At 62.2% G+C, this 26,557-nt stretch carries 22 protein-coding genes and 6 pseudogenes; 11 read left to right on the forward strand and 17 right to left on the reverse strand.

The window, feature by feature from the left end; genetic code table 11:
• Positions 1-142: 142 nt before the first annotated feature.
• The 3 genes and pseudogenes from radC to QNJ43_RS15680 all read left to right on the forward strand — a co-directional run bounded on the left by radC (position 143) and on the right by QNJ43_RS15680 (position 3,374).
• Positions 143-859 (forward strand): annotated as a pseudogene (gene radC / locus QNJ43_RS15670) (DNA repair protein RadC).
• A 261-nt stretch (positions 860-1,120) separates the two neighbouring features.
• On the forward strand, positions 1,121-2,611 hold the full coding sequence (locus QNJ43_RS15675; RefSeq protein ID WP_300471523.1) for a GGDEF domain-containing protein: 1,491 nt from the start codon (positions 1,121-1,123) through the stop codon (positions 2,609-2,611).
• A gap of 57 nt (positions 2,612-2,668) precedes the next feature.
• Positions 2,669-3,374, forward strand: a pseudogene (locus QNJ43_RS15680) (EAL domain-containing protein).
• Positions 3,375-3,607: 233 nt separating this feature from the next.
• On the opposite strand, the gene cueR reads toward QNJ43_RS15680, so the two are convergent.
• The 6 genes and pseudogenes from cueR to ppdK form a co-directional block, all read right to left on the reverse strand.
• Positions 3,608-3,997, reverse strand: coding sequence for a Cu(I)-responsive transcriptional regulator (gene cueR / locus QNJ43_RS15685; RefSeq protein ID WP_300471525.1), 390 nt, complete (start codon positions 3,995-3,997; stop codon positions 3,608-3,610).
• A 41-nt stretch (positions 3,998-4,038) separates the two neighbouring features.
• Complete coding sequence (locus tag QNJ43_RS15690) at positions 4,039-4,194, reverse strand: hypothetical protein (protein ID WP_300471527.1); 156 nt, start codon at positions 4,192-4,194, stop codon at positions 4,039-4,041.
• A 14-nt stretch (positions 4,195-4,208) separates the two neighbouring features.
• On the reverse strand, positions 4,209-4,643 hold the full coding sequence (locus tag QNJ43_RS15695; RefSeq protein ID WP_300471529.1) for an NAD(P)-binding domain-containing protein: 435 nt from the start codon (positions 4,641-4,643) through the stop codon (positions 4,209-4,211).
• Complete coding sequence (locus QNJ43_RS15700; protein ID WP_300471531.1) at positions 4,612-5,130, reverse strand: nitrate- and nitrite sensing domain-containing protein; 519 nt, start codon at positions 5,128-5,130, stop codon at positions 4,612-4,614. The genes QNJ43_RS15695 and QNJ43_RS15700 overlap by 32 nt, the downstream gene beginning before the upstream one ends.
• A 340-nt stretch (positions 5,131-5,470) precedes the next feature.
• Positions 5,471-5,918, reverse strand: a pseudogene (locus tag QNJ43_RS27290) (hypothetical protein).
• An 89-nt stretch (positions 5,919-6,007) separates the two neighbouring features.
• Positions 6,008-8,679, reverse strand: a pseudogene (gene ppdK / locus QNJ43_RS15710) (pyruvate, phosphate dikinase).
• A 308-nt stretch (positions 8,680-8,987) separates the two neighbouring features.
• On the opposite strand from ppdK, the gene QNJ43_RS15715 reads away from it, so the two are divergent.
• Together QNJ43_RS15715 and QNJ43_RS15720 are read left to right on the forward strand one after the other, a co-directional pair.
• On the forward strand, positions 8,988-10,832 hold the full coding sequence (locus tag QNJ43_RS15715; protein ID WP_300471533.1) for a tetratricopeptide repeat protein: 1,845 nt from the start codon (positions 8,988-8,990) through the stop codon (positions 10,830-10,832).
• A 17-nt stretch (positions 10,833-10,849) separates the two neighbouring features.
• On the forward strand, positions 10,850-11,800 hold the full coding sequence (locus QNJ43_RS15720) for a 4-(cytidine 5'-diphospho)-2-C-methyl-D-erythritol kinase (protein ID WP_300471535.1): 951 nt from the start codon (positions 10,850-10,852) through the stop codon (positions 11,798-11,800).
• 60 nt (positions 11,801-11,860) lie between these two features.
• Here QNJ43_RS15720 and QNJ43_RS15725 read toward each other — a convergent pair whose 3' ends face one another.
• Positions 11,861-12,829 (reverse strand): polyprenyl synthetase family protein, encoded by a 969-nt coding sequence (locus QNJ43_RS15725; protein ID WP_300471689.1) that lies wholly within the window; start codon positions 12,827-12,829, stop codon positions 11,861-11,863.
• A 320-nt stretch (positions 12,830-13,149) separates the two neighbouring features.
• Between QNJ43_RS15725 and QNJ43_RS27295 the strand changes: the two genes are divergently transcribed.
• On the forward strand, positions 13,150-13,545 hold the full coding sequence (locus tag QNJ43_RS27295) for a DUF2007 domain-containing protein (RefSeq protein WP_346433006.1): 396 nt from the start codon (positions 13,150-13,152) through the stop codon (positions 13,543-13,545).
• Positions 13,466-14,188 (forward strand): methyltransferase, encoded by a 723-nt coding sequence (locus QNJ43_RS15735; RefSeq protein WP_346433007.1) that lies wholly within the window; start codon positions 13,466-13,468, stop codon positions 14,186-14,188. Before QNJ43_RS27295 ends, QNJ43_RS15735 begins: the two co-directional genes overlap by 80 nt.
• Before the next feature lie 36 nt (positions 14,189-14,224).
• Here QNJ43_RS15735 and QNJ43_RS15740 read toward each other — a convergent pair.
• The 3 genes and pseudogenes from QNJ43_RS15740 to QNJ43_RS15750 all read right to left on the reverse strand — a co-directional run bounded on the left by QNJ43_RS15740 (position 14,225) and on the right by QNJ43_RS15750 (position 15,852).
• Positions 14,225-14,495: pseudogene (locus QNJ43_RS15740) on the reverse strand (aspartate-semialdehyde dehydrogenase).
• Positions 14,496-14,670: 175 nt separating this feature from the next.
• The gene (locus QNJ43_RS15745; protein ID WP_300471539.1) at positions 14,671-15,021 is read right to left on the reverse strand and encodes a cytochrome c; all 351 of its coding nucleotides are present in this window, start codon (positions 15,019-15,021) and stop codon (positions 14,671-14,673) included.
• A 42-nt stretch (positions 15,022-15,063) separates the two neighbouring features.
• Positions 15,064-15,852: an alpha/beta fold hydrolase gene (locus QNJ43_RS15750; protein ID WP_300471541.1), complete on the reverse strand. Its 789-nt coding sequence runs from the start codon at positions 15,850-15,852 to the stop codon at positions 15,064-15,066.
• Positions 15,853-15,867: 15 nt separating this feature from the next.
• On the opposite strand from QNJ43_RS15750, the gene QNJ43_RS15755 reads away from it, so the two are divergent.
• Positions 15,868-16,029: a hypothetical protein gene (locus QNJ43_RS15755; protein WP_300471543.1), complete on the forward strand. Its 162-nt coding sequence runs from the start codon at positions 15,868-15,870 to the stop codon at positions 16,027-16,029.
• 21 nt (positions 16,030-16,050) lie between these two features.
• Here QNJ43_RS15755 and QNJ43_RS15760 read toward each other — a convergent pair whose 3' ends face one another.
• A complete protein-coding gene (locus QNJ43_RS15760) occupies positions 16,051-16,695 on the reverse strand; it encodes a lyase family protein (RefSeq protein WP_300471545.1) in 645 nt (214 codons plus the stop codon).
• 421 nt (positions 16,696-17,116) lie between these two features.
• On the opposite strand from QNJ43_RS15760, the gene QNJ43_RS15765 reads away from it, so the two are divergent.
• Positions 17,117-17,974, forward strand: a complete 858-nt coding sequence (locus QNJ43_RS15765; protein WP_300471547.1) for a MoxR family ATPase — start codon at positions 17,117-17,119, stop codon at positions 17,972-17,974.
• Between the two features lie 229 nt (positions 17,975-18,203).
• A pseudogene (locus tag QNJ43_RS15770) lies at positions 18,204-19,407 on the forward strand (VWA domain-containing protein).
• A gap of 326 nt (positions 19,408-19,733) precedes the next feature.
• On the opposite strand, the gene QNJ43_RS15775 reads toward QNJ43_RS15770, so the two are convergent.
• The 6 genes from QNJ43_RS15775 to QNJ43_RS15800 all read right to left on the reverse strand — a co-directional run bounded on the left by QNJ43_RS15775 (position 19,734) and on the right by QNJ43_RS15800 (position 25,547).
• Positions 19,734-20,837 (reverse strand): branched-chain amino acid ABC transporter substrate-binding protein, encoded by a 1,104-nt coding sequence (locus QNJ43_RS15775; RefSeq protein WP_300471549.1) that lies wholly within the window; start codon positions 20,835-20,837, stop codon positions 19,734-19,736.
• 139 nt (positions 20,838-20,976) lie between these two features.
• The gene (locus QNJ43_RS15780) at positions 20,977-21,339 is read right to left on the reverse strand and encodes a DUF6867 family protein (protein ID WP_300471551.1); all 363 of its coding nucleotides are present in this window, start codon (positions 21,337-21,339) and stop codon (positions 20,977-20,979) included.
• Positions 21,340-21,465: 126 nt separating this feature from the next.
• Positions 21,466-22,230, reverse strand: a complete 765-nt coding sequence (locus QNJ43_RS15785; RefSeq protein ID WP_300471553.1) for an ABC transporter ATP-binding protein — start codon at positions 22,228-22,230, stop codon at positions 21,466-21,468.
• Positions 22,227-23,072: an ABC transporter ATP-binding protein gene (locus QNJ43_RS15790; protein WP_300471555.1), complete on the reverse strand. Its 846-nt coding sequence runs from the start codon at positions 23,070-23,072 to the stop codon at positions 22,227-22,229. Before QNJ43_RS15790 ends, QNJ43_RS15785 begins: the two co-directional genes overlap by 4 nt.
• Complete coding sequence (gene livM / locus QNJ43_RS15795; RefSeq protein ID WP_300471557.1) at positions 23,069-24,607, reverse strand: high-affinity branched-chain amino acid ABC transporter permease LivM; 1,539 nt, start codon at positions 24,605-24,607, stop codon at positions 23,069-23,071. Before livM ends, QNJ43_RS15790 begins: the two co-directional genes overlap by 4 nt.
• Before the next feature lie 4 nt (positions 24,608-24,611).
• Positions 24,612-25,547 (reverse strand): branched-chain amino acid ABC transporter permease LivH, encoded by a 936-nt coding sequence (locus tag QNJ43_RS15800; protein ID WP_300471559.1) that lies wholly within the window; start codon positions 25,545-25,547, stop codon positions 24,612-24,614.
• A 368-nt stretch (positions 25,548-25,915) separates the two neighbouring features.
• On the opposite strand from QNJ43_RS15800, the gene QNJ43_RS15805 reads away from it, so the two are divergent.
• Positions 25,916-26,434, forward strand: coding sequence for a flavin reductase family protein (locus QNJ43_RS15805; protein ID WP_300471561.1), 519 nt, complete (start codon positions 25,916-25,918; stop codon positions 26,432-26,434).
• Positions 26,435-26,557: the final 123 nt, after the last annotated feature.

Consider the following 26,557-nt stretch of genomic DNA (forward strand, 5'->3'; position numbering starts at 1 on the left):
GGCGAGACCCCCTCCTCCCCCTCATTCCCTGTGGGCGAAAGGACACGGAAGCAGACATTTGCTTCCGTGTCCTTCTTCTATCTGGACATAAGCGTGCGACCGGCTACCACGCGCAAAATGACGTATCGGAAGCGGGCGGGCGATGACGGACGAACCGGACGGATTTGCTGACATGGACGCCGGGGCGCGGCCCCACTATCTCGGCCATCGCCAAAGGTTGAAGGCCCGATTCCGCGATCGCGGCGAAGCGGCGCTGGAATACTACGAATTGCTGGAACTGCTTCTGTTCTGCCCCCTGCCGCGTCAGAACACAAAACCGATCGCCAAGGCGCTGCTCGCCCGTTTCGGCTCCTTTGCCGAGATGCTCGCCGCCCCGCGCTCGCGGCTGAAGGAAATCAGCGGCATCGGCGATACGGCCATCGATGATCTCAAGGCCGTGCACGCCGCAGCCCTGCGTTTCACCCGCCGCCAGATTTCGGAACGAAAGCTCCTCAACTCGTAGAGCACGGTGCTCGATTATTGCCGCTCCGCCATAGCCTATTCGGAACGCGAGGAGTTCAGCATCCTGTTTCTCGACAAGAAGAACGGCCTGATCGCCGACGAGGTGCAGCAGACCGGCACGGTGGATCATACTCCCGTCTATCCGCGCGAAGTGGTCAAGCGGTCACTGGAGCTCTCCGCCGCCGCCGTCATCCTGGTCCACAACCACCCCTCCGGCGATCCCACGCCCTCACGCGCCGATATCCAGATGACAAAGCAGATCGCCGACGTCACCAAACCGCTCGGCATAAAGTTGCACGACCACATCATCGTCGGCCGCGCCGGCCACGTAAGCTTCCGCGGCCTGCAGCTCATATAAGACGTCCCGCATGCCGTTAGATAATAAAATTATTACTTTAATTGATTTCTGCGTCATGCAAGGCATATAGACTAGTCATTTCTCTGAAATAATCAGAATTGCCTAATACAATATAATCATATGTTTCATAAATGGAGGAAAAAAACACATCTCACAGGGCGCTGGATGACGGGCTGAACCGACCGTATACGGAGCGAGAAAATCCGACTGTTTCCGGCATGACAGGCCCCGGCACCATGCTCGCTTCGCGAGCGCCTCAAGGTGCGCCGCAGCCTGAGCCTGCGCATTACCGCTTCCATCGCCGGACTGATGGTCGCCGCCGTGGCGATCGCCATCGCCGGGCTCTACTGGGCAGCGGGCAAGACCGACCAGTCCGCGATTCACTCCGAGCGCGGCCTCCTCAGAAACGCGCTCCAGATCGAGAAGGAACGGATTTCCAAACGCGTGGAGAGCCTTGCGACCGGCGACGCCACCTATCACCACGCCCATATCTGTTTCGACCGCGCGTGGATGGAAACTTATATCGGGCAACGCCTGTCGAGCCCGGACGAAGACAATCTCGTGGCGCTCGCACCGCCCACCGGCGGCATCCGCACGATCGCCATCACCGGCACCTATTCCCAGGACATTCTCCGGCAGCCCTTTCTGGCGGGAAGTCTCAAGGTGATGATCGGGAAAGTCCGCCGCACCTATCTCCATTCCCCGACGCCGAACGCAAGCGGCCTCACCACCTTCATCCCCGACCATCGCAGATACATCCAGGCAGCCTATGAGGCAGCCTTCGAGATCATCGGTAACAAGCTCGCCATCGTGACGGTCATGGCCGTCTCCCCCTTCAGCGATACGGCCGCCCTCGTGCCCGGCGCTCCCAGCCTGCTCGTCGCCGTGCACGGGCTGGATGCCGCCGGACTGCACCGGATCGGAGCCCTCAAACGCCTGTCGAACGTGCGCTTCTTTCCCGACAACCACTTCGACAATCTGCCGACCGATGCCCTGCCGCTCTACAATGGCGCCAACCAGTTGATCGGATACCTGAGCTGGACGCCGTCGCGTCACGGCTCCTCCATGCTGGACGAAGCAAGCCCGATGATGGTGCTCGCCATACTGGTACTGCTGATCCCGGCCGTCGGCGTCCTGCGTCACACCCATGTCTCCACCGTGCGGCTCGCCTTCTCCGAGGCGCTGGCCCGCCACCGCGCCCTGCACGACGATCTGAGCCAACTCCCCAACCGGGTGCTGTTTTCCCGCCGCCTGTCGGATGCGCTCGACGAGGTGGACGGCACCGAACGTCTCGTCGGCCTGATCTATATCGACCTCGACTACTTCAAGGAGGTCAACGACACGCTCGGTCACCATACGGGCGATGCGCTGATCAAGGCGGTGGCGCGACGGTTGCAGGCCTCCATCGGACCGGGAGATCTGGTTGCCCGCATTTCTGGCAACGAGTTCGCTCTGATCCTCACCGGCCGCACCCAAACCGACGCGATCATCGACGTCTGCCGCCAGATCGAAGTCGCCATCGCCGCCCCTTTCCGCATCGACGACCAGCGCCTCCACTCCTCCTGTTCGATGGGCCTCGTCATTGCCGAGGATTCCTCCCATACGCCAGCGGAACTGTTGCGCCGGGTCGATATTGCGCTCTACCGGGCCAAGGCGGAGGGACGCGACCGCTATATCCTGTTCAAGAAAAGCATGGGCGACGAAGTGCGCCTATCGCGCGAACTGGAGCGGGAACTGCGCCACGCGCTGTAGAACGACCAGTCCGAGCTTCTCTATCAGCTCCAGGTCTCCGCCGACGGCAAGACCACCGTGGGCGTGGAGGCCTTGATCCGCTGGCGCCACCCGGAAAAGGGACTGCTGACGCCCAACCACTTCATGTCGATCGTAGAACGCAGCGACCTGATCTGGCAGGTGGGCAACTGGGTCATCCGCACCGCCTGCCGCGCGGGCCATGCCTGGCCGGAACTGTCGGTCGCGGTCAATGTCTCACGGCTCAGATCCGGCACCCCGATTTCGCCCGCATGCTACATCAGATCCTGGAAGAGGAGCGCTTCAATCCCCGCCGCCTGGAAATCAAGGTGACCGAGAGCGTTCTGATGGAGCACCTCGATTCCGCTACCCGCATCTTCCAGAGCCTGCACCATATCGGCGTGCGCATCGCGCTAGACGATTTCGGCATCGGCTATTCGTCGCTCAGCTATCTGCACCGCTTCACCTTCGACAAGTTCAAGATCGACGGTCCTTCATCACCACGGTGGAGACCGAGCCCGAAGCCGCGGCCATCATCCACACGCTGGTGACGCTGGCCGATGCGCTGGGCATGAAGGTTACGGCGGAAGGGATCGAGACGCCCGGCCAGCATCGGTTCCTTCAAGCCTCGGGCTGCGATCAGTTGCAGGGGTTCCTGTTCTCCAGATCGGTCAGCGCGATGGAAATCTCCCGCCGCCTTGCCGAAGAATGCGCAGCCCAGTCCGGCGTAACGCCATTGGATGCGACACTCAGCACCTGCGGATAGAGAGTTCTTGCCTTGAGTGGGGTCAGGAACGGCAGAGACCTGTCGGATAGCCCATCCTTCGAGACGCCCGCTGACGCGGGCTCCTCAGGATGACGTTATCGTTTTGATGTTTCGAAGAAAGTCCTCTCCACACACAACGTCATCCTGAAGAGACGTGCAGCGCCATCTCGAAGGATGGGCCACACGCTCCAACCAAGCCGCCACAGAGGCGACAGAAACAGCCAGCGCGTTCCTCAAGCTTCGCCCGCGATTTCGTTCAGGATCGGACAATCGGGCCGCTGGTCGCCGTGGCAGGCGCAGACAAATTTGGCCAGCGTGTCGCGCAAGGAAGTGAGTTCCTCCAGCTTAGCGTCGATCTCCTCGATATGGCGTTGTGCGAGAACCTTCACATCCGCACTGGCGCGCCCGCGATCCTCGTAGAGCGACAGAAGCTGGCGACAATCCTCGATCCCGAACCCGAGCGAGCGGGCCCGGCGCAGGAAGTGCAGCTTGTGCACGTGCTCATCGCCATAGTCACGATAGCCGTTTGCCTGACGCTCGGGCGAAATCAGGCCGATTTCCTCGTAATAGCGAATTGTCTTGACCGGCAGGCCGGTCTGCCGGGCGGCGGCACCGATATTCATGTTTCTCACTGCCTCGTTCACGAAAGGCGACAGGCGCGGGATCAGGCGGGGTGACGATTGCGCGCCTCAAGTTCCAGATAGAGCGCGCAGTGGTCAAGGTCGGCCCCACCGAGTTCATGTACCAGAAGGTAATAGCGGTCCCGCACCTGCCGCGACAGAGGCAGATCGACGCCCACCTCCCCTGCGGCCGCCAACACGTTGTCGAGATCCTTCAATTGCAGCGTCGACGGCCCCGCCGGGGCTCCAGTCGCGCGCAACGATTTTTCCGCCGTGAAGATCGAGAAATACGGCTTTCGGCAAACCCGCCCCGGATCGCTTCGCGCACCGCCGCCGGATCAGCACTGCCCGCCTCCGCCAGGAACAATGCCTCCGACACCGCCCCGATGGTGACCGCGACGATCGCCTGATTACACAACTTGGCAAGCTGCCCCGCACCATTCGGCCCGACGCGCGTCACCCGGCCCATTGCTTCCAGAACCGGCCGCGCCTCCTCGATATTGGCCGCCGCACCGCCTGCCATGATCGCAAGATTGCCCGCCTCCGCGCCCGGCACGCCGCCGGAGACCGGCGCATTGATCGCCCGCAAGCCCGCAGCATCGAGGCGCGCGGCCAGATCACACGCCAGCGAAGGTTGAATGGAACTCATGTCGATGAAAAGCGCATTCGCGCGCGCCGCCGCCGTCGCGCACGAGATGCACGTCATCGGCCAACGTCGCCACCGCCTCGACCATCGCCAGAAGATCGGAGATGGTCTTGGCGTAGTAGCTCGCCATCTCGCCAACCGTGAGCTTGAGATTGCTGACGTCCGTGCGGATCTGGGAGAACTTCTGCAGATCCTCGCGCGATCGTTTGAAGGGCTCGGCGAAGACAGGTTTCGTCAGAACGCCAGTTGCTTCGGGAATGGCGGCGTTGAATTTCGCCAGCGCCTCGTCAGTTTCCGCCCGCTGCGCCTTCAGATCATCCGCGAACTGCCCACCCTTGGAGTCGATGAAGTCCGCCGACGTCCCTCGCTCCTTCTGCAATTCATGCACGAAAAGGGAGATCGCAGGCGCCCGGTCGATCACGGCGACGATGGAACGCTCCTGGCGAACTTTCTCCAGGTCGGTGAAGAGGATCATCGCGCCGATGATCAACAGACCAATCGTCGGGATCAAACACAGCAGCAGAATACGAGCAGGAATCGAAATACGCGATATGAACAGCATGGCCAGCCCCGGATTGGATTTTCAAGAAAGTGCTCGACCATCACGCAATATATTAAAGCTTACGTTAATTTATTTTTTAGGTATAAACCACGACTTCAATTCAGAAACAAGTCGTCACTGCATAATTATTATACAAATCAAGCCGTCAGAAGCCAGGTCAGGATACGGCATCTCGCAGGACGGAGACTACTTACGGGGAACACTTCGCCAGCATCGCTCATACCGGACGTTGACATTCCGTATGGCCTGGAACGGATGGGATAAATCCCTATCGTCGCTCGAAAGCCGGTCGACGCCCTCGTTTCCCCAGCGCTGCTGCACCGCGTCCTCGATCCATGTACCGACCTGATCCGCGCGTCGCATGGCCAAGACCCCCGTCTGCCTTCAGATGATCGCGGTGCGTCTTGATGGCGGCGGTGAGGTCTTCCAAGCCGGAACCCGCCGTTGCCGATACCAGCACGACGGGAGCCCGCCAGCGCCAGCGACAGCGCACGCTCCACATCCGCAAGCGCCCGGCGCGCCTTCTCGCCCATGTCGGCCTTGGTGACGACGACCACGTCCAGCAGTTCCATCACGCCTGCCTTCATGAATTGCAGGCTGTCGCCGGATCCCGGCTGAATGCAGAGAAGAACCGTATCCGCAACACCGGCCACGTCCGACTCCAACTGCCCAATCCCCACCGTCTCCACGATAACGAGAATGCGTTCCGGCAACATCACGCGTTCCTCCCCCGGTAGCGGCCCGTTACAGCGCAGACAGAAGCCCCGGCATGGCCGGGACACCTCCCGTATCAAGCGGCTTGGCCTCAGGCCTCGCCCTTCGCCTTCAGCGCGGCCTGTGCCGCGGCAAGGCGGGCGATCGGCACGCGATAGGGCGAGCAGGAGACGTAGTTGAGCCCGACCGTCTCGCAGAAGCCGATGGAGGCCGGATCACCGCCGTGTTCGCCGCAGATACCTATCTTGATGTTGGGCCGCGTGGCACGTCCGCGCTCGACGCCGATCTTGATCAGCTCGCCGACGCCTTCCTGATCGATGGAGACGAAGGAATCCTGCTCGATGATCGACTGCTGCTGGTATTCGCCCAGGAAAGAGCCCGCATCGTCGCGCGAGATGCCGAAGGTGGTCTGCGTCAGATCGTTAGTGCCGAAGGAGAAGGACTCCGCCGACTGCGCGATGTCGCCCGCCTTCAGCGCGGCGCGCGGCAGTTCGATCATCGTGCCAACCTGATAGACGATCGTCGTGCCGACTTCCTTCATCACGTCCTGAGCCACCGCATCGATGCGCTCCTTGACGTGATCGAGTTCCGCCTTGAGGCCGACGAGCGGCACCATCACTTCCGGCTGCTCCACCGGCGCGCCGGTGGATTTGGCCGCAGCAACCGCCGCATCGAAGATGGCGCGGGCCTGCATTTCCGCCACTTCCGGATAGGTGATCAGCAACCGGCAACCGCGATGACCGAGCATCGGGTTGAACTCCGACAGCATGTGCGTACGCCGCCGCAGCTTCTCCGCATCGACGCCCATGGACTTGGAGACGTCGGCGATTTCCTCATCCGTGTGCGGCAGGAACTCATGAAGCGGCAGATCGAACAGACGGATCGTCACCGGCAGCCCGTACATGATCTCGAACAGCGCCGTAAAGTTCTAACGCTGCATCGGCAACAGCTTGGCCAGCGCCGTGCGCCGTCCCTCCGACGTCTCCGCCAGAATCATCTCGCGCATGGCGAGGATGCGGTCGCCGTCGAAGAACATGTGCTCGGTACGGCAAAGGCCGATGCCTTCCGCGCCGAAGTCGCGCGCGGTCCGCGCATCGTTCGGCGTTTCCGCATTGGCACGCACCTTCATGCGCCGAACATCGTCGGCCCATTCCATGAGCTTGCCGAAGTCGCCGGTCAGTTCCGGCTTCAGCATCGCCACCTTGCCGCCGAGCACCTGCCCGGTCGAGCCGTCGATGGTGATAACGTCGCCCTTGTTGAAGGTACGACCAGCCACCGTCAGCGTTCCCGCGCGATAGTCGATCCGCACCGCACCGGCGCCGCAGGGCTTGCCCATGCCGCGCGCAACCACCGCCGCGTGGCTGGTCATGCCGCCGCGCGTCGTTAGGATGCCCTGGGCAGCATGCATGCCGTGAATGTCTTCCGGGCTCGTCTCGACACGCGCCAGAATGACGTGCTGCTCCGCAGCCGCGGCTTCCACCGCCTCCTCGGAGGTGAAGACGAGTTCGCCGGACGCAGCCCCGGGAGAGGCCGGCAGGCCGGTCGCCACCACATCGCGCTCCGCCTTGGGATCGATGGTGGGATGGAGAAGCTGGTCGAGCGCGCCCGCGCCAACCCGCATCACCGCCTCTTCCTTAGTGATCAACCCATCATTGGCCATGTCCACCGCAATCTTCAGCGCCGCGCGTGCGGTGCGCTTGCCCGAACGCGTCTGCAGCATCCACAGCTTACCGCGCTCGATGGTGAATTCCATGTCCTGCATGTCGCGGTAATGGGCTTCGAGCGTGTCGCAGATCTCGGCGAATTCGGTGAACGCCGCCGACATCACCGTCTCCAGCGACGGCTTGTTGGACTTGGCCTTGATGCGCGCGACTTCGGTGATGTTCTGCGGCGTACGGATAACGGCCACCACGTCCTCTCCCTGCGCATTGACCAGTAACTCGCCATAAAGCGCGTTCTAGCCCGTGCCGGGATCACGGGTGAATGCCACGCCGGTGGCCGAGGTCTCACCCATGTTGCCGAAGACCATAGCCTGAACGTTCACCGCCGTGCCCTAAGAGGCCGGGATGTTGTGCAGCCAGCGATAGGTCTTGGCGCACGCATTCATCGAGGAGCCGAACACCGCCCCGATCGCGCCCCACAGCTGATCCTTGGAATCCTGCGGGAACGGCTCGTCCAGCTTTTCGGCCACCAGCGCCTTGTAGTGCTCGATGATCGTCTGCCAATCCTCGGCCGTCAGCTCGGTATCGAGCGAATAGCCGTTGTTTTCCTTGAAGGCCTCGAGGATTTCCTCGAACGACTGATGCTCCACGCCCAGCACGACGTCGGAATACATCTGGATGAAACGGCGATAGCTGTCATAGGCGAAGCGTGCATCGCCCGATTCCGCTTCAACCGCCTTCACAGTCTCGTCGTTGAGGCCGAGATTGAGGACCGTATCCATCATTCCCAGCATCGAGGTGCGCGCACCCGAGCGCACAGACACCAGCAGCGGATTGGCCGGATCGCCGAAGGTGCGTCCCGTCAGCTTGCCGACTTCGACCAGCGCCTTGTCGACCTCACTGGCCAGCTCGCTGGGATATTGATGGTTGTTCTCGTAATTAGGAGGCGCAGACCTCGGTCGTAATGGTAAAGCCCGGCGGCACGAGAAGTCCGAGATTGGACATCTCGGCAAGGTTAGCTCCCTTGGCCGCCCAGCAGATTACGCATGTCGGCGGCACCTTCCGCCTTACCGTCACCAAAACTGTAGACCCACTTGGCCATCGTCCGCTCTTCCTGAAACGCCACGATTTTCTTTACGCCCTTACGGCCCCGGCGCGCCTCAGGTGCGCCCTGCTTCAGCCGTTCGATCCCCGTTGCTCGTTTTCCATGCAATTTCGCTCTGCACAAAACAAGGGTTTTCTGAAACCAATTCATCACCCGCAACGGCATCCGGCCGGAATTCAGGTCCGGAATCATGGGGGATATACCGTACAGGCCCCCTTCCTTGCGACAGGGCCACAAAAGGGCCATTGTACCCCATCATCAAAGCGGGGACACACAAACGCGATTCGCGTGTCGAGTGATGTATCATGTTAATAAAGAAACCGATCCGGCCGACTTCCCTGCGAAATGACGTCGCATCCCACTACGTCGCCGGTGGCGGGGTATTGGCGCAATCCGGCTCTCTTTCGGAAAAGGCCCTGCGGTTTGCCCGCGTTCTGGCATTCGCCGGCCTTCACCTTCTCGCGATGCCCGCCCTCGCCTCCGCCGAACTGAAGGCGGATCCGGCCGACAGCAAATATCCGCAGACCCTGTCCGGCAACTACCTTGCCACCCTCGTCGCTCACGGCAATCACGACATCGCCAAGGCGGCAGAGTTCTTTTCCCACGCGCTTGAAAAGGACCCGAACAGCAAATTCCTTTTGGGCCGTACCTTCACGCTGAAACTGGCCAACGGCGACGTGGCGCAGGCCCTGCAGCTTGCCGACCACGTGGTGAAGATCGACAACGACAATCTCCTCGGCCGCCTGGCGCTCGGCGTCTCCGCGATGAAGGAGCGCTCCTACGCTGGCGCCCGCAAGAATTTCAATCAGGTCGGAGACGGCCCGCTGGCTCATCTGTCCGATAAGCTGATGTCGGCCTGGGCGCTTGCCGGTGCTGGCAGGACAAATGACGCAATCAAGCTTCTGGACGAGCTGGACGGCCCGAACTGGTTCAATACGTTCCGCCTCTACCATGCCGGTTTGATCCTCGATTTCGCCAACCGGCGTGAGACAGCCGCCTCCAAGTTCGCCGCCGCCTACAAGGCCGATGACAATTCCGTACGCATCGTCGAGGCGCAGGCCCGCGCCCTGGCGCTTGCCGGCGAAAAGGCGGGGGCGCTCGGCGTTCTCGACCGTTTCGACAAGTCCGCCAGCGGCAACCCGATCCTCACCCGCACCCGCGAGATGATCGAGGAAGGGCGCACACCGCCGCCGATGGTGACGTCTGCTCAGGCAGGTGCAGCCGAAGTGCTCTACGGCATCGGCGCAGCGCTCGGTCAGGACGGCGATGAGGAATCCCCCGCCGCCTATCTTCAGCTTTCGCTCTATCTCGATCCCAAGGCGACGCTCGCGCTCATTCCGCTTTCCAAGCTTTTCCAGCAAATCGGCGACCATGAACGCGCGATCGCGGCGCTGGAACGCATTCCGGAAGGCTCGCCCCTCCATGACGGCGTGCAGATCGATATCGCGCTGAACTACAACGCCCTCGACAAGATCGACGAGGCCCGCGCCCACCTGATGAAGCTGATCGATGCCGATCCTTCGGATCTCGATGCGGTTGTCGCGCTGGGCAACGTGCTGCGCGGTCATCAGCTCTTCGCCGAAGCTGCCAAGGTCTATACCCGCGGCATCGATGCGCTGGGCGACGATCCCGGCCGGGCCTACTGGTCGCTGTTCTACTTCCGCGGCATCACGCTGGAGCGGACCGACCGCTGGCCCGAGGCGGAAGCCGATTTCGAGACCACCCTCAAGCTCTATCCCGATCAGCCCATGGTGTTGAACTATCTCGGCTATTCCTGGGTGGACAAAGGCATGCATCTCGACAAGGCGCTGGGCATGATTGAGAAGGCGGTCAAGCTGCGGCCGTCCGACGGCTACATCGTCGACAGTCTGGGCTGGGCCTACTACAAGCTCGACCGCTACGACGATGCGGTCAAGGAACTGGAACGCGCGGTTGAGCTACACTCCGAGGATCCCACCATCAACGACCATCTGGGCGACGCCTACTGGAAAGTGGGCCGCAAGCTGGAAGCCACCTTCCAGTGGAACCATGCCCGTGATCTCGATCCGGGCCCGGACCTTCTGGTCACCATCAAGCGCAAGCTGAAACTGGGGTTGGAAAAGGGAACGGCCGACGTCGATGCGCCCAAGCGGGCCGCAAACGGCGAGTGACAAGCGCTTCAAAACGTGTGAAACGACCCAATGGCGGCTTTTACGGCCGCCATTTTCGTGAGAGCGCACCAATTATCCCCCGAAACTGCGACAACCCACAGCCCCTTGCCGCGAGTGCCATACGCGAGGATGCGCGCGCCAAGATCAACCTTGCCCTCCACGTGACCGGGCGACCAACCGACGGCTATCACGAACTCGATACGCTGGCAGCCTTCTCACCTCTGGGCGACGTGGTGGAGGCGACCCCAGCGCCCGACCTGTCACTGACCGTGACCGGCCCGTTCGCAAGCGATCTCGGCTTGAGCGACGACAATCTGGTGATACGGGCAGCAGGCGCCTTGCGAGAAGCTTTCTCCGTGGCGGAGGGCGCGCACCTGCGACTGGAGAAGAACCTGCCCGTCGCCTCCGGCATCGGCGGAGGTTCGGCCGATGCCGCCGCCACCTTGAGAGGGCTTGCCCGTCTCTGGAAGCTCGTTCCACACAGCCCGCGCATTGCCGAAATCGCCGCACGCCTTGGAGCCGACGTCCCCATGTGCCTCGCCTCCCGTCCTTTGCACGCAAGCGGCATCGGTGAGGTTCTGGCTCCCGTCGCAAGCCTGCCCATCGCGGGCGTCCTGCTCATCAACCCGCGCGTGGCGGTCGCGACACCGGCCATTTTCAAGGCATTGAAATCCCGGGAAAATCCGCCGCTTTCCGACATCCCGGCATTCGCCGATGCCCGGGCGCTGGCAGCGTGGCTGTCGACGACCCGCAACGACCTTCAACAGCCCGCGATCGAGACCGCTCCCGTCATTGCGGAGGTCTTGTCAGCCTTGGAAGCCTTGCCCGGCACATTGCTCGCCCGCATGTCGGGCTCGGGCGCGACCTGCTTTGCGCTGTTTGAGAGAAGAAACGAAACCGAGACCGCAGCAGCCCTCGTCAGCGCCTCGCATCCCGACTGGTGGATCCGGGCAACAACACTCGGATAGGCGACGGCGCCGATCTACCGCCCCCCCCCCCACACATCAGCCAAACACAGAAACGCCACCTCAGTGCACCCGCTCGATGCAGAAATCGACCACTTCGATCAGCGCCTTCTTGTGTTCGCCGTCGGGCAACGGCGCCAGTGCATCGCGGGCAACCGCACCGTAGTGGCGGGCGCGCTCGATCGTATCGGCGATGGCACCCTGGGCGCTCATCATCTCGATCGCCTTTTCCAGATCGCCGTCGTTGATGTTGCCGTCTTCCAGGCAGCGATCCCAGAACTTGCGGTCCTCTTCGGAACCGCGACGATAGCTCAGCACCACAGGCAGTGTGATCTTGCCTTCGCGGAAATCGTCGCCCGTGCGCTTGCCGAGCGCTTCCGCCGATCCGCCGTAATCCAGCGCATCGTCGACGAGCTGGAAGGCGAGCCCCAGATTGATACCGTAGGACTGACAGGCCGCACGTTGGGCCGGGGTGGCTTCGGCAATGATCGGCCCGACTTCCGCGGCTGCGGAAAAGAGAGCGGCGGTCTTGGCGCGGATGACGGCGAGATAGGCGTCTTCCGTCGTCTCGGTGTTCTTGGCGACACCGAGCTGCATCACCTCGCCTTCGGCGATAACGGCGGCGGCATCGGACAGCACGGCGAGCGCGTTCATGGAGCCGACATCGACCATCATCTTGAAGGCCTGCCCGAGCAGGAAATCGCCGACGAGCACGCTCGCCTGATTGCCCCAGAGCTTGCGCGCAGCCAGCTTGCCGCGGCGCATGTCGCTTTCATCGACGACATCGTCATGCAACAGCGTGGCGGTGTGCATGAACTCCACGCAGGCCGCGAGCTGGGTATGTCCGGAACCCTCGTAACCGAACATCTGCGCGGTCGCGATGGTCAGCATCGGCCGGAGCCGCTTGCCGCCAGAGGAGATCAGATGATTGGCGACTTCCGGGATCATCTCCACATCGGAGCCCGCCTTGGAAAGAATGATCCGGTTGACCTCCGCCATGCCGGGGGCAACAAGCCCGCTCAGCCGGGAGATACCTGCCGAATCGTCTTTTTCCTCGAATGGTACGACCACTCTCACGCCTGCCTTCTCCGCTTTTTCGACATTTCCGCGCGGACAATAGGTCGCCGAAGGTGGCTCGGCAAGCCAAGCCTTTGTCGGGGACGCCTGGAGCGCGCACTTGCGGCGACTCTGCGCGAATGCAAAGGTTTTCGTGACCGCTTTTAACTCCCCTTGCGTGTTACGAGACGCAAATCGCCGGGCCGTTTCCGACGCCTGCGGGGAGAAACGATCATTCGCCGTCGCAATCGCGGCACAATGCTCTAGATTTGTCGCAAATCACGGGACCCAGAGCCTTGGAAGAACTCCTGAAAACCAAAGACCCGGTCACGATCTCCTATGTCGAGGCGCTGCTCGACGAGGCGGGGATACATTACCTGCTGCTCGACGGGAACATGAGCGTGATGGAGGGCTCGCTCGGCATGCTGCCGCGCCGGGTTCTGGTGGAAAGCGGCGCACTTCAGTCAGCCCGGCAGATCCTCGGCAACGCCGGACTGGGGGTCGAACTGGCGCCCTTGGGGAGACGAAAAGGTGAGCGAAAGCGACACCGAACCAGACGACATCGGGGCCGGCGAACCGCAGACGACCTACGACAAGTTCCTGGGCGGAAAGGTGAAATTACTCCAGCCCAAGACCCGCCACCACCGCAGTGGCCTCGATGCGGTGATGCTGGCGGCCTCCCTTCCCACTGACCTCACCGGCCGGGTCGTCGATCTGGGGGCGGGGGCAGGCGCCGCAGGGATGTGCGCGGCCGCACGCGTTGCGGGGATATCCGTCACGCTGGTCGAGCGCGAAAAGACGCTTCTGCAACTCGCCCGACAGAGCCTAACGCTGCCCGCGAACGCGCAATTTGCCGAACGAATTCAGATCCTTGATGCGGATGTCACCGCGCCGGGCCGCGACCGGAAGGAGCGCGGGCTGATGCCGGGCATGGCCGATCACGTCATCATGAATCCGCCCTTTTACGACACCCGTCACCGCGCCTCGCCGCACGAGGCCCGCGCCGAGGCGCATGCTCTGGCCGACGGCGGGCTCGACCGCTGGTGCCGCACCGCCTCCGATTTGCTCGTCTCCGGCGGCTCGGTGACCCTGATTTTCCGCGCCGACGGCCTTGCCGACGCGCTTGAGGCGATGGTCGGACGTTTCGGCCAACTCATTGTTTTCCCTATATTTCCTCGCTCCGGCGAGGCCGCGGTCCGGATCATTCTCCACGGCATTCGTGGCTCTCGCGGGCCGATGAGACTGCGCGAAGGACTGGTCCTGCACCGCCCCGAATCCGACTTCACCCCGAAGGTCGAGGCGATCCTGCGCGAGGGAGCCGGACTGGTTTTGTGACACGTTCAGGCGGAAGCTTGACGCCTCGCCCTCTCCTCACTGCAGCAGCATCGAAACATTGACATTTCGCCAGCGCGTCGGGCCGATGATGCTCTTGTGGGCGAAGCGGACGGAATGGGAGGGTTCCGATCAACTCATTGATCCAAAACCGTAAAAAGCGCCTGAGCTCGAGATATTTCGGGGCGAGGTCCCACGTCTGCCACAGAAAGGTCTGCAACAGTCCCGGGTGATCGGGCATGTGGTAGAGAATTTCCGCCGTCGTCAGTCCGTAGCCGCGCATCTGGGCGCTCAATTCCGATCTGGCCATCGCTTGTCTCCATCCGTTGCACCATGGAGACAAGTTTCGGACCGCTTTCACAAACCGACAAGACGGAAAATACAGATTATTTATTAAAATCATAATGTTAGAAGAAACGCTCCGGGAGTGCTGCCATCGATTTGAATCCGATTAAAATTCGTTTCGAATTTGCTTCGAATTTCTCTCACCCGCGAAGATCCTTCAAATAGGCGATGAAGGCCGAAATCTGTTCCGGCTCCCAGGCGATTTCCGGCATACCCTCATGGCCGGTGACGATACCCTCCGCCAGCGCCTCCTCCAGTTGCTCGACCGGGTAGCGCTTGTAGAGATCGCGGAAGGCGGGGGCCTTGCTCTCCGGGCTGACGTCGTCGCGCGCGATCGCATGGCAGGCGGCGCATTCCTCCTCCGCCAGCGCCAGACCGGCGCGAACCTCGGGCGATTTATCCCCCTCCTTTTCCGCCGAATCCGCGACCACCGTCAGCGCTACCGCCCAGGCCAGCGCACCGATGAGTGCTCCCTTCCAACCGTTCGTCATCTCGTCCCTCTCCCTTTGCCCCGATAAGACCGGTCGTGCGCCTCAGCCGTTTAGAAAATCGCTCAGCGCCGTGTTGAACAGCGCAGCCTGCTCGATATTGGAAAGATGCGCGGCATCGCTGAGCACCACGAGTTCGGACCCGGCAATCGCCTCGGCGATCTGATGGGCGTGATCGGGCGGCGTGGCGGGATCTTCGGCCCCTGCGATCACCAGCACCGGATTGTCGATCGCCTTGATAGTCTGGCGCTGATCCATCGCCGCGATCGCCTCGCAACACCCGGCGTAACCTTCCGGATTCGTGCCAAGGATCATCGACGAAATACGTGCGACCTGTTCCGGTTCGCGGGTCTGGAAGCCGGGCGTGAACCAGCGGTTGACCACCGCCTCCACGACCGCCCCCATCCCGTCCGCCCGCACCGTCGCCGCCCGATGACGCCACATTTCTTCGGTCGGCAGATAGGCGGCTGTGTTGGCATAGACCATCTTGTCGAAACGCTCGCCCGCATTGGTGCCGAGCCACATGCCGACCATGCCGCCCTTGGAAAGCCCGTATAGTAATCGGCCTTTTCCAGCCCCAGCGAATCCATCAGGCTCAGCACGTCGCGGCCCAGCCTCTCGATCGAATAGGGCCCCTTCGGCGCACCCGATTGGTCCGTGCCTGCGACTGACGTAGCGCAGAACCCGTCGCCCGGCCGACAGCGCCTCCATCTGGTCGTCCCACATGCCGAGATCGGTGCCCAGCGAATTGGAGAACACCAGCACCGGCGCATCGGCCGCGCCTTCGAATTCGTAGTTGAGTTCGATGCCGTCATCGGTCGTGATCTTGGGCATGGTCGACGACCGCCCTTGCCCGGAGCCGCGGGCTCGAAAACCTCGCCCACCTCCGTCTGCATCATCAACACTATATCGCCCGCGATCTTGCCCATGATCCCGGCAACCGCGCCCAACGCCTCGCCGATTTCGGCAATCCGCTCGCGGGTGGTGAACCACGGCACGGACGGCGCCTGAAGCATCAGCTCCACTGCCAGCTCATCGCGAACCTGCACCCCGTGCGCCCCCAGCGAGGCGAGCGTGCCGACCGCACCGCCAAATTGCAGCGCAAGCGAATGCGTCGATCACCCCGTCGATCCGCGCAATCATCCGCGAGACGGAATCCAGCCAAGTGGCGGTCTTCAAACCAAATACAGACGGAATGCCCTGCTGCAGGAAACCCCGCCCGACCATGGTCGTCTTGCGATGGCAATCGATGAGAACGGCTGCGGCCTCGCCAAGCCGCAACAGGTCCTTCTTGAGGAGCCGCAATCCGTTGCGCGCCTGCAGCATCATGCCGGTATCGATGACATCCTGGCTGGTCGCGCCCCAATGGACATATCCGGCCGCCTCGCCCTCCACCTTGGCGGTCAGCGCCTTGACGAGCGGAATGGCGACATTGCCGCCGAGCGGTACCTTCTCGCCGATTTCACCGAAATCGTAGAGATCGACCCGCGCCTTTTCGCCGATCGCGTCCCCGACCCCGTGCGGCACCACGCCGAGCCGCGACTGGACACGGGCAAGGGCCGACTCGAAATCCAGCATCGCCTGTACACGTGCCGTATCGTTCCAGATCGCGCGCATCGGCGCGGTCGAGAACAGACCGTCCAGAACTTGTGAATCGATTGCGCCGACACCACCCACGGCCCATTACCTCCCTTGCGTCGCTTTTCCTTAAACAGCGTCCCCTGATTAGAACAACAGGGCGCGGGATGAAATCATTCAAATCGGAAAAATGCGATGACAGCCGACAGGGATAGGCTTGAGGAACGATTGCACCCGACCTTGCGGAACGTTAGCGAGGAAGGGGGAACAATATTGAGAAGGCGCAGGGAGCAAGTCCGAGGGAGACACGGGACATCGAGCTTCTTTCGGTTGTCATCCCCGCCTTCGCGGGGATGACAACCGAAAGAAGGGAACGACAAATTCTTCAAAAGACGAACGCCCCTTCCCGGCGCCATCACGAAAAGCGAACGGAACGCATGAACAAGAAACGGCCCGCAAGGGCGCGGCGCTGCCGCAATCGATCGATGAGACCCTGACGCTTCTGTCATCGGCCGACTATGTGGCCGAGCGGTCGCTTGCCACGGTGCTCTATCTCGCCTTGAAGATGCAGCGGCCGCTGTTTCTGGAGGGCGAGGCGGGCGTCGGCAAGACCGAGATCGCCAAGGTGCTGTCGGCAACGCTGGGGCGCGATCTCATCCGCCTGCAATGCTACGAGGGGCTCGACGTTTCCACCGCCGTCTACGAATGGAACTATGCCGCGCAGATGGTGGAAATCCGGATGGCGGAGGCCTCCGGCGAGACGGACCGCACCGAACTTGCCCAGAACATCTTCTCCGAGCACTTCCTGATCGAACGCCCGGTGCTGCAGGCCATGCGGCCGCATCTTTCCGGCCCACCGGTTTTCCTGATCGACGAACTCCACCGTGCCGACGAAGCTTTTGAGGCATTCTTGCTGGAGGTGCTGTCGGACAGTCAGGTCACGATCCCCGAACTCAGCACCATCCGCGCACCGGAACCGCCCATCGTCATCATCACCACCAACCGCACCCGCGAGATCCACGACGCGCCGAAGCGGCGCTGTCTCTATCACTGGGTCGATTACCCGGACGCGGACCGCGAACTGACCATCGTGCACACCAAGGTGCCCGGTGTGAACGAGCGGCTGTCGGCGGAAGTGGTCGCCTTCGTGCAGAAGCTGCGCTCCGACTTCGAGCTGTTCAAGCAGCCGGGCGTCGCGGAGACGATCGACTGGGCAACCGCGCTGACCGAACTCGACCAGCTTACGCTTGGCCCGGAAACGGTGACCGACACGCTGGGCACTCTGCTGAAGTACCAGGACGACATCGAACCCATCCAGGGCTCCGAGGCCAAGCGGATCGGGGATGAGTTGAAGAAGGAGATGGTGACGGGGATGTGAGGAGAGTGAAAGCACGTCCCCCTAGATTGTCATCCCCGCGCAGGCGGGGATCCAGCATTCCAGAGACCGTTCAGTGTGACTCAAATGGCCGCCTGTGGTTACTGGATCCCCGCCTGCGCGGGGATGACAATTGTGCTTGTGTCATTTTGCGACGACCGTCTTGACGGATGAACCGCTTGCTCCCTCTTTCAAAACCGCCCCTTCTGCCCGAACCATGGCAAACCAGGCAATGACCGACACCACCTCCTCCGAACCAGGCGCCTTGGCCGACAACATCGTGCATTTCGCGCGTGCGCTTCGGGCCGCGGGGCTGCCCGTCGGCCCCTCCGCGGTCATCGATGCCATCCGCGCGGTGGAGGGGGCGGGCTCGCCAGCCGGGAAAACTTCTACTGGACGCTGCATGCGATCCTCGTGAAGAAGCACGACCAGCATCCGGTCTTCCATGAGGCCTTCCGCATCTTCTGGCGCTCGCGCGGGCTGGTGGAGAAGATGCTGGCCCTGCTCTCCACCGTCGCCCCGCCGCGAGGCGAGCCGGAAAAGCCCAAGGAGGCCAGCGTCGCTAATGCCCTGCAACAGGAAACGGTGCGCGAGGCGAAGGAAACCAAGCCGGAAATCGAGATCGACGCCCGCTTCACCGTCTCTGGCGCGGAGGTGTTGCAGACCAAGAATTTCGCGCAGATGTCGGCCGACGAGATAGCCCGGGCGAAGGCCGCCCTTGCCCGGCTGGTGCTGCCGATCGACACCGTCCGTCACGCCGCCTAGTCGCCTCCGCCATCCGCGCGCGGGTCGATCCGCGCCGCTCCATGCGGGCATCAATGCGCGCCGGCGGCGACATGATCGCGCTGAAATACCGGAAGCCCGCGGAGATCCATCCGCCCATCGTGACGCTGTGGGACATCTCCGGCTCCATAAGCCAATACACCCGCATCTTCCTGCATGCGCTGACCGAGAACCGGCGCAAGGTGCACACGTTTCTGTTCGGCACGCGGCTGACCAACGTCACCCGCCAGCTCGCCATGAAGGATCCGGACGAGGCGCTGGACGCCTGCACCGATGCGGTAGACGATTGGTCGGGCGGCACGCGGATCGCCACCGCGCTGCACGAATTCAATCGCAAATGGTCGCGCCGGGTGATGCATGGCGGCGCCATCGTGCTGCTGATCACCGACGGGCTCGAACGCGACACGGACGAGGATCTCACTCCTGAAATGGACCGGCTGCACCGTTCCTGCCGCAGGCTGATCTGGCTGAACCCGCTCCTGCGGTTCGACCGTTTCGAGGCCCACGCCCGAGGCGTGCGCACCATGCTGCCCCACGTGGACGAGTTCCGCTCCGTCCACTCGCTGGAAGCGATCGAGGACCTGTGCAAGGCGCTAGCCGGCGATGGGACGGGGGCGGAGGATCCGCAGGACTGGCTGAAGAAGGTGAGCTGAGCGGGGACGATAGCTTCATTCTGAATGGCGGGCATGAACTGGGCACGTTTTGCTCCAACCTGTCATCCCCGCGCAGACGGGGATTCAGTAACCACCGGATCAGGTTTGTAGCGCGAGAACCGCGAACGTCTCTGGAATGCTGAATCGCCGCCTGCGCGGGGATGACAATTGTGCTTGGGGCACTTGCTCACGGCATCTCAAAGGATAGGCGACACACACCGTCCCAGCCTTTCACCTTCCACCGCACTCCCCACGAATACAAAAAGGCCCCTGGCGCGAACGCCGGAGGCTCTGTCTCGCGAGAACGCGAAGACCCATACGGCCGACTACTTCATGTAGTCGTACTTGCCGTCCTTCCACTCGTAGAAGACGTAGCCCGGCAGGGTCACGTCGCCCTTGTCGTCGAATGAAAGATCGCCCAGCACCGTGTCGAAGGTGCCATCATTGAGCGCCGCGGTGATGGCATCGTAGTCGGTGGAACCGGCAGCCTTGACCGCATCCACATAGGTCTGGATGGCGGCGTAGGTGTACATCACATAACCTTCCGGCTCGATGCCCTTCTTGCGGAACTCGGCCCCGATCGGCGCCGCAGCTTCGTTCTTGCGCGGATCCTGCAAGAAGGTCGTCAGCGAGCCTTCGCCCGCATCACCCGTGATCGCCCAGTACTCGTCGGTGACCAGCGCATCGCCGGAGACCAGCACCGTGTCCATGCCCTGATCGCGCATCTGACGCGCCATCAGACCGGCTTCGGTGTGATAGCCGCCGACATAGAGAACGCCGATATCCTGCTGCTTCAGCTTGGAAACGAGCGCGGTGTAATCCTTTTCACCGGCGGTGTAGGATTCCACGAGCGTCGGCTTCTTGCCGGCCGCTTCCATGAACTTCTGCGTCTGATCGGCAAGACCCTTACCGTAGGCGGTTTTGTCATTGATGATCGCGATGTTTTTGTCGGCGAACTTCGAGGCCAGAAACTTGCCGGCAACCTCGCCCTGCTGGTCATCACGACCGCAGACGCGGAAAACGCCGGGGCCCGGACGCTCGTCGGTGAACTTCGGGTTCGTGGAGGCCGGCGAGATCTGGATAATACCTTCTTCCGCATAGACCGAAGAAGCCGGGATCGAGGAACCGGAGCAGAAGTGCCCGGCCACGAACGTCACGCCCTTGCCCACGAGCTGGTTGGCGACCGCGACCGCCTGCTTGGGATCGCAGGCATCGTCGCCGACTTCGAGAACCAGCTTCTCGCCGTTGACGCCGCCTGCAGCGTTGATGTCGGCCACGGCCTGTTCGGCACCCGCCTTCATCTGCTGACCGAAAGCCGCATACTGGCCGGTCATCGGACCGACCGTCGCGATGGTGATGTCTGCAAGTGCGGCAGACGACATCGCCACGCCAAAGGACATCGCGACACCGGCCATCAAGATCTTTTTCATGCAACTACTCCCTGATTCATGTTGCCAAGTGAACCTCTCTGGATGGGGATTTCCCCAAGGTGCGGGCATTTCGCCCTGCATTCGGCGAAACGGAGGGCCCTGTCGGCCGCACCCCTTCGCCATCGGCCGACGGCGCTCCTCAGAGCTCGCCGCCGGTAGTCTGCGGACGGGCCCGCCACGTGAACGGGCTCGTCTTTTCGTAAAGCCAGCTATATTGCGTCGTCATCTGCCAGGCCCGGGTGTGGCGCCAACCGGCAAAACCTGCGATCGCCAGTACGATGAAGTCGACCAGCCAGAAGTGGACGATCAAAAGGCTGCCCTCGAACAAGGCGTAATGCAAAAAACGCACCGCCAGCGACAGCAGCACCAGAAACCACGCCAGCCGCCACAGCGGCCGCCAGGTCAGCGCCGCCGCGCGTCCCGTCAGCCAAGCCGCTCCGCCGCCGAAGAACACGGTGACGAGCAGGAAATCGCCCAGCGACACTTCGTATAAAACACACATACTTCTCGCCTCCTAGAGCGCTCGTTCTTCAGGCGAAAACGTCTGTACGACAAGAAATCGCTCCAATATCAATTCCTTACACATATTCTTGTCGATCGACTCGGTTCCGTCCGATCGGAATACGCTCTAGTGCACGCCGCCTTCGAGATAGGCCGCCTTGACGTCTTCGCGCGCCAGAAGCTCCTTGCCCGTGCCCGACATGGTGATCAACCCGTTGACCATCACGTAGCCGCGATGGGCGAGTTTCAGCGCATGGTAGGCGTTCTGTTCCACCAGGAAGACGGTCAGCCCCTCGTTGGCGTTGAGCTCCTTGATGATCTCGAAGATCTGCTTCACCACTAGCGGCGCCAGACCCAGCGACGGTTCATCGAGAAGGAGAAGTCGCGGACGACTCATCAGGGCGCGCGCGATCGCCAGCATCTGCTGCTCGCCGCCCGACAGCGTGCCCCCGCGCTGCCCCTTACGCTTCGACAGGATCGGGAACAGCTCGAAGACCCGCTTCAGATCGTCGTCAAAATGGGTCATGTCGGTGATGGAGGCACCCATCTGCAGGTTTTCCATCACCGTCATGCGCGGAAAGATGCGACGCCCCTCCGGCGACTGGGCGATCGACATGCGGGTGATCTCGTGGGTCGGCATCGTGGTGATGTCGCGTCCCTCGTAGGTGATCTGCCCCTCGCGCGCCTGCGGGCTGCCACAGATCGTCATCATCAGGGTCGACTTGCCCGCCCCGTTGGCCCCGATCAGCGTGACGATCTCATCCTGATGGACCTCCAGATCCACGCCGCGCAAGGCGACGATCTTGCCGTAATACGTCTTGACGCCCGAGACCCGCAGGAGGGGTTCTCCGGCGGGAGCTGCGGCCGCCGCCGCTGCGCTTCCATCGCTCATAACCCCACCTCCTCTTCGATCTGCTCGATGTCCTCGTCCGCCACGCCCAGATAGGCCGCGATCACCTTCGGATCGCTCTTCACCGCCTCCGGCGTGCCGTCGGCGATCTTCTCGCCGTAATCGAGTACGATGATGTGGTCGGAGATTTCCATCACCACCGACATGTCGTGCTCGATCAGCACGACCGAAGTGTCGTGCTCCTTACGGATGTACATGAGCAGTTCGTTGAGTTCCGCACTCTCGCGCGGATCGAGGCCTGCGGCCGGCTCATCGAGACACAGGATCTGCGGGTGCGTGCACATGGCGCGCGCGATCTCCAGCCGACGCTGGTCGCCATAGGGGAGATCGGCGGCCGGATCGTCCGCACGCGCGATCAGATCGACCTTGTCGAGCCAGTAGCGCGCCTGATCGACCGCGTGCTTTTCCGCATCGCGGAACCGACCCAGCCCGAAGATACCCGCAAGCGAGAAGGCGGACGCCGTCATCAGCGGATTGTGCTGGGCGATCATCAGGTTTTCCAGCACCGTCATGCCGCCGAAGAGCCGGATGTTCTGGAACGTGCGCGCCACCCGCGCATCGCGCGAGATCTCGAAATCCGGCATCCGTTCCAGCAGGTACTCCTCGCCGGAGGAATGGCGCACAGTGATGCGCCCTTCCGTCGGTCTGTAGAAGCCGGTCATGCAGTTGAAGACGGTCGTCTTGCCCGCGCCGTTCGGCCCGATCAGGGCGGTGATGTCGCCGCGCCCGATATTGAAGGACAGGTCATCGACCGCCACGAGGCCGCCGAAGCGCATGGTCAGGTGCTCCACCGTGAGCACGGGGTTTTCCATCCAGCGGGTCATCCCTGGCCCTCCTGCACCATGTCCGCAGATATGCCCGTTCGTTGGACGAGTCCGATGGTGGGCTTGCGGGTGGAGATCAGACCGCGCGGCTTCCACACCATGATGATGACCATCAACAGGCCGAAGACCAGCATGCGGTATTCCTGCAGGTCGCGGAAGAACTCGAACCCGCCGATCATCACCACCGCCGCGATCACCACGCCGATCTGCGATCCGAGACCGCCGAGAACGACGATGGCCAGGATCACGGCGCTTTCCATGAAGGTGAAACTTTCCGGCGAGATGAAGCCCTGACGGGTGGCGAAGAACGACCCGGCGAACCCGCCGAACATCGCGCCCGTGGCAAAGGCCGAGAGCTTGGTGTTGGTGGTGTTGATGCCGAGCGAGCGGCAGGCGATTTCGTCCTCGCGCAGCGCCTCCCAGGCGCGCCCCATCGGCAGACGGCGGAGCCGCATGGTCACGAAGTTGGTGACCAGCGCCAGAAGCAGGATGAGATAGTAGAGGAAGATGATGCGGTGGATCGACGAGTAGTCGAGATCGAAAATATCCGCGAACCCGCCATCGCCGCGCTTGAACTCGATGCCGAAGAGCGTCGGGCGAGGAATGCCGGAAATGCCGTCAGGCCCGCCGGTGAAGTCGTACCAGTTCAGGAGGATCACGCGGATGATCTCACCGAAGGCCAGCGTCACGATAGCGAGATAGTCGCCCCTGAGCCGGAGAACCGGGTAGCCGAGTACCATGCCCCAGCACCCCGCCAGAATGCCCGCCAACGGCAGGCACATCCAGAAGCCCAGCCCGAAATACTGCGACAGCAGCGCGAAGGAATAGGCACCCACCGCGTAGAAGGCCACGTAGCCCAGATCGAGCAGACCGGCGAGCCCGACCACGATGTTCAGGCCCCAGCCCAGCATGATGTAGGTGAGCACCAGGATCGCCAGATCGAGATATTGCCGAGAGCCGCGCGCGCCCAGCCACGAGATGAGAATGAAGGGAACGTCCACGGCGAGAACACCGAGCAGCAGCGGCCCCCACTTGCCCAGCGGCGCAAACACGGCGCGCGAGGGAACCGCCTTTGACAACCCCTTGCTCAGCGAGGTTCCGGCGAGCCCGAACAGCACCTTCGCTACCACGGCCGCGACCACGGCGAGCGCCGCCACGATCACGATCCAAAGCCACTCGTCGCTCCCCGCCGCTTCCGACGGCGACACGCCGGAGAACGTGCCCAGCACCTGATTGGCGATATAGAAGATGACGGTGGCGGCCAGGATCGAGAGCCCCAGCACGACCATCCGGAAGGTGACGGTGCGCGACCCCTCGGGCCGCCACACATACATATTGAGCAGCAGACGCCCGGCGAAGACCACCACGGTCGCGACCGCGACCGCCGCCCAGCGGTAGTCGATCGACAGCCCGCCGATGGAGATCTGCGTGTGCATGCCGGCCAGCATGAAGGCCATGGCAAGTGTGATCGCCGCCGCGATGCCGGAGTCCTTGAGGGACGCCTTCAGTCGGCTTTCGAATACGGTGTCAGACATGATCTCAAACCTTCTCCACTTCCGGCTTACCGAGCAGACCTTCGGGGAGGAAGATCAGCACGATCGCAAGGATGGAGAAGGCAGCGACGTCCTTGTATTCGACCGAGAAATAGCCGGACCAGAAGGTCTCGATCAGACCGATCAGCAACCCGCCCAGCATGGCGCCGGGAAGTGAGCCGATACCGCCGAGCACCGCCGCGGTGAACGCCTTAACACCGGCCAGGAAGCCGATGTAGAAGTCGATCACACCGTAGTAGAGCAGGAACATCAGACCCGCCACGGCCGCAAGGGCCGCCCCCATGACGAAGGTCAGCGAGATGGTCCGGTCGACATTGACGCCGATCAGCGAGGCCATCTTGCGGTCCTGTTCGCACGCCCTTTGCGCGCGCCCGAGCGAGGTCTTGTTGATGAGAAGCGTGAAGCCGATCATCAGCACCGTGGTCATCACGATGATCAGGATCTGCAGATAGGAGAGCTGGACGACGCAGCTGCCGTCGGACCCGTCTCCGCCCATCAGCGTGAAGCCGCCGGATATGAGCGGCTGCACCGGCTTGTTGCGCGCGCCCTGACTGAGCTGCACGAAATTCTGCAGGGTGATCGACATGCCGATGGCGGTGATCAGTGGCGCCAGGCGGAACGAGTCGCGCAACGGCCGGTAGGCCAACCGTTCGACCGTCCACCCCCACACGGAGGTGAGCGCCATGGTGACGATCAGAATGCCCAGCAAAACGAGAACAAGGAGGGCTAGAGGCATCGCCGCCGTGACCCCGAAAGCGACCACCATGATCAGCGCCAGGAAGGAGCCAACCATGAAAATATCGCCATGGGCGAAATTGATCATACCGATGATGCCGTAGACCACCGTGTATCCAATGGCGATGAGCCCATAAATGGACCCCAGCGCGACGCCATTAATGAGCTGTTGCAGGAAATATTCCATTCGATCAGCAACCCCCCACGGAAAGGTGTGCCGTCTCAACCGAGAAACCCGGTGGCGGCTTTTCATAGTTGTCAAATTCTTAGCAAGCCCCATATCAGCATACAATTGTGTCTGGGCAGGAGATTGCTGAAAAGAAGTCCGTTTCAAAATCTAGAACGTTTGAGAAAATTATTCCCTCAACCGATTTAACTCACAACCCCCGAAATTGTTTTTTTGCACTCAAGACAGTCAACCACGGGAACAGGCACGCACAAGAATTAGGCAGTGCGATTCTTGCAGGCTTGCGGGCCCTATCCGCCATCTGTAGAGGGAGGGGGCGAGCCGCGTCCGACACCCGAGCCGGACCGGGCGCGGCGGAAGGGAAGACGATGGCAGACAACGAAACCGGCGACAGCACACTGAACGCTGTGAACGGCGCCGAATTCCGACAGGCGATGAGCCGATTGTCCCAGCAGGTTCACGTCATCACCAGCATCGGCCCCAAGGGGCGTTGCGGCGTGACCGTTACGGCGGTAGCCTCGGTGAGCGACGATCCGCCGACCCTTCTGTTCTGCCTCAACCGCTCCAGCCGCACCTTCCCCTCATTCGCCGACAACAAGACGTTCTGCGTGAACACCCTGGACAGCGATCAAACCGCACTGGCCGACGCTTTCGCCGGTCGCGGGCATCTCGACACGGATGCGCGCTTTGCGCTTGGCACTTGGAGAGAAGGCACGACGGGATCGCCGGTTCTGGAAAATGCGCTGGCCACGTTCGAGTGCCGCGTTACCCAGGTCATCGACATGGCCACGCACCGGATCTTCTTCGGCGAAGTGGAAGCCGTCACCAACGGCGACGAGAACGCCCACTCCCTGACCTACTACAATCGGGAATACGTTTCGCTTTAGGCGAAAGCGCACGACGGCGGCGTCGCGGAAGTGGTGCTTGTGGCCCATCCTTCGAGACGCCGTCTTGCGATAACTCCTCAGGATGACGTTATCGTATTGATGTTTCTGAAGAAACGCTCAACA

Origin of the sequence: Breoghania sp. (assembly GCF_030066895.1) — a bacterium.
Taxonomy (GTDB): Bacteria; Pseudomonadota; Alphaproteobacteria; order Rhizobiales; family Stappiaceae; genus Breoghania.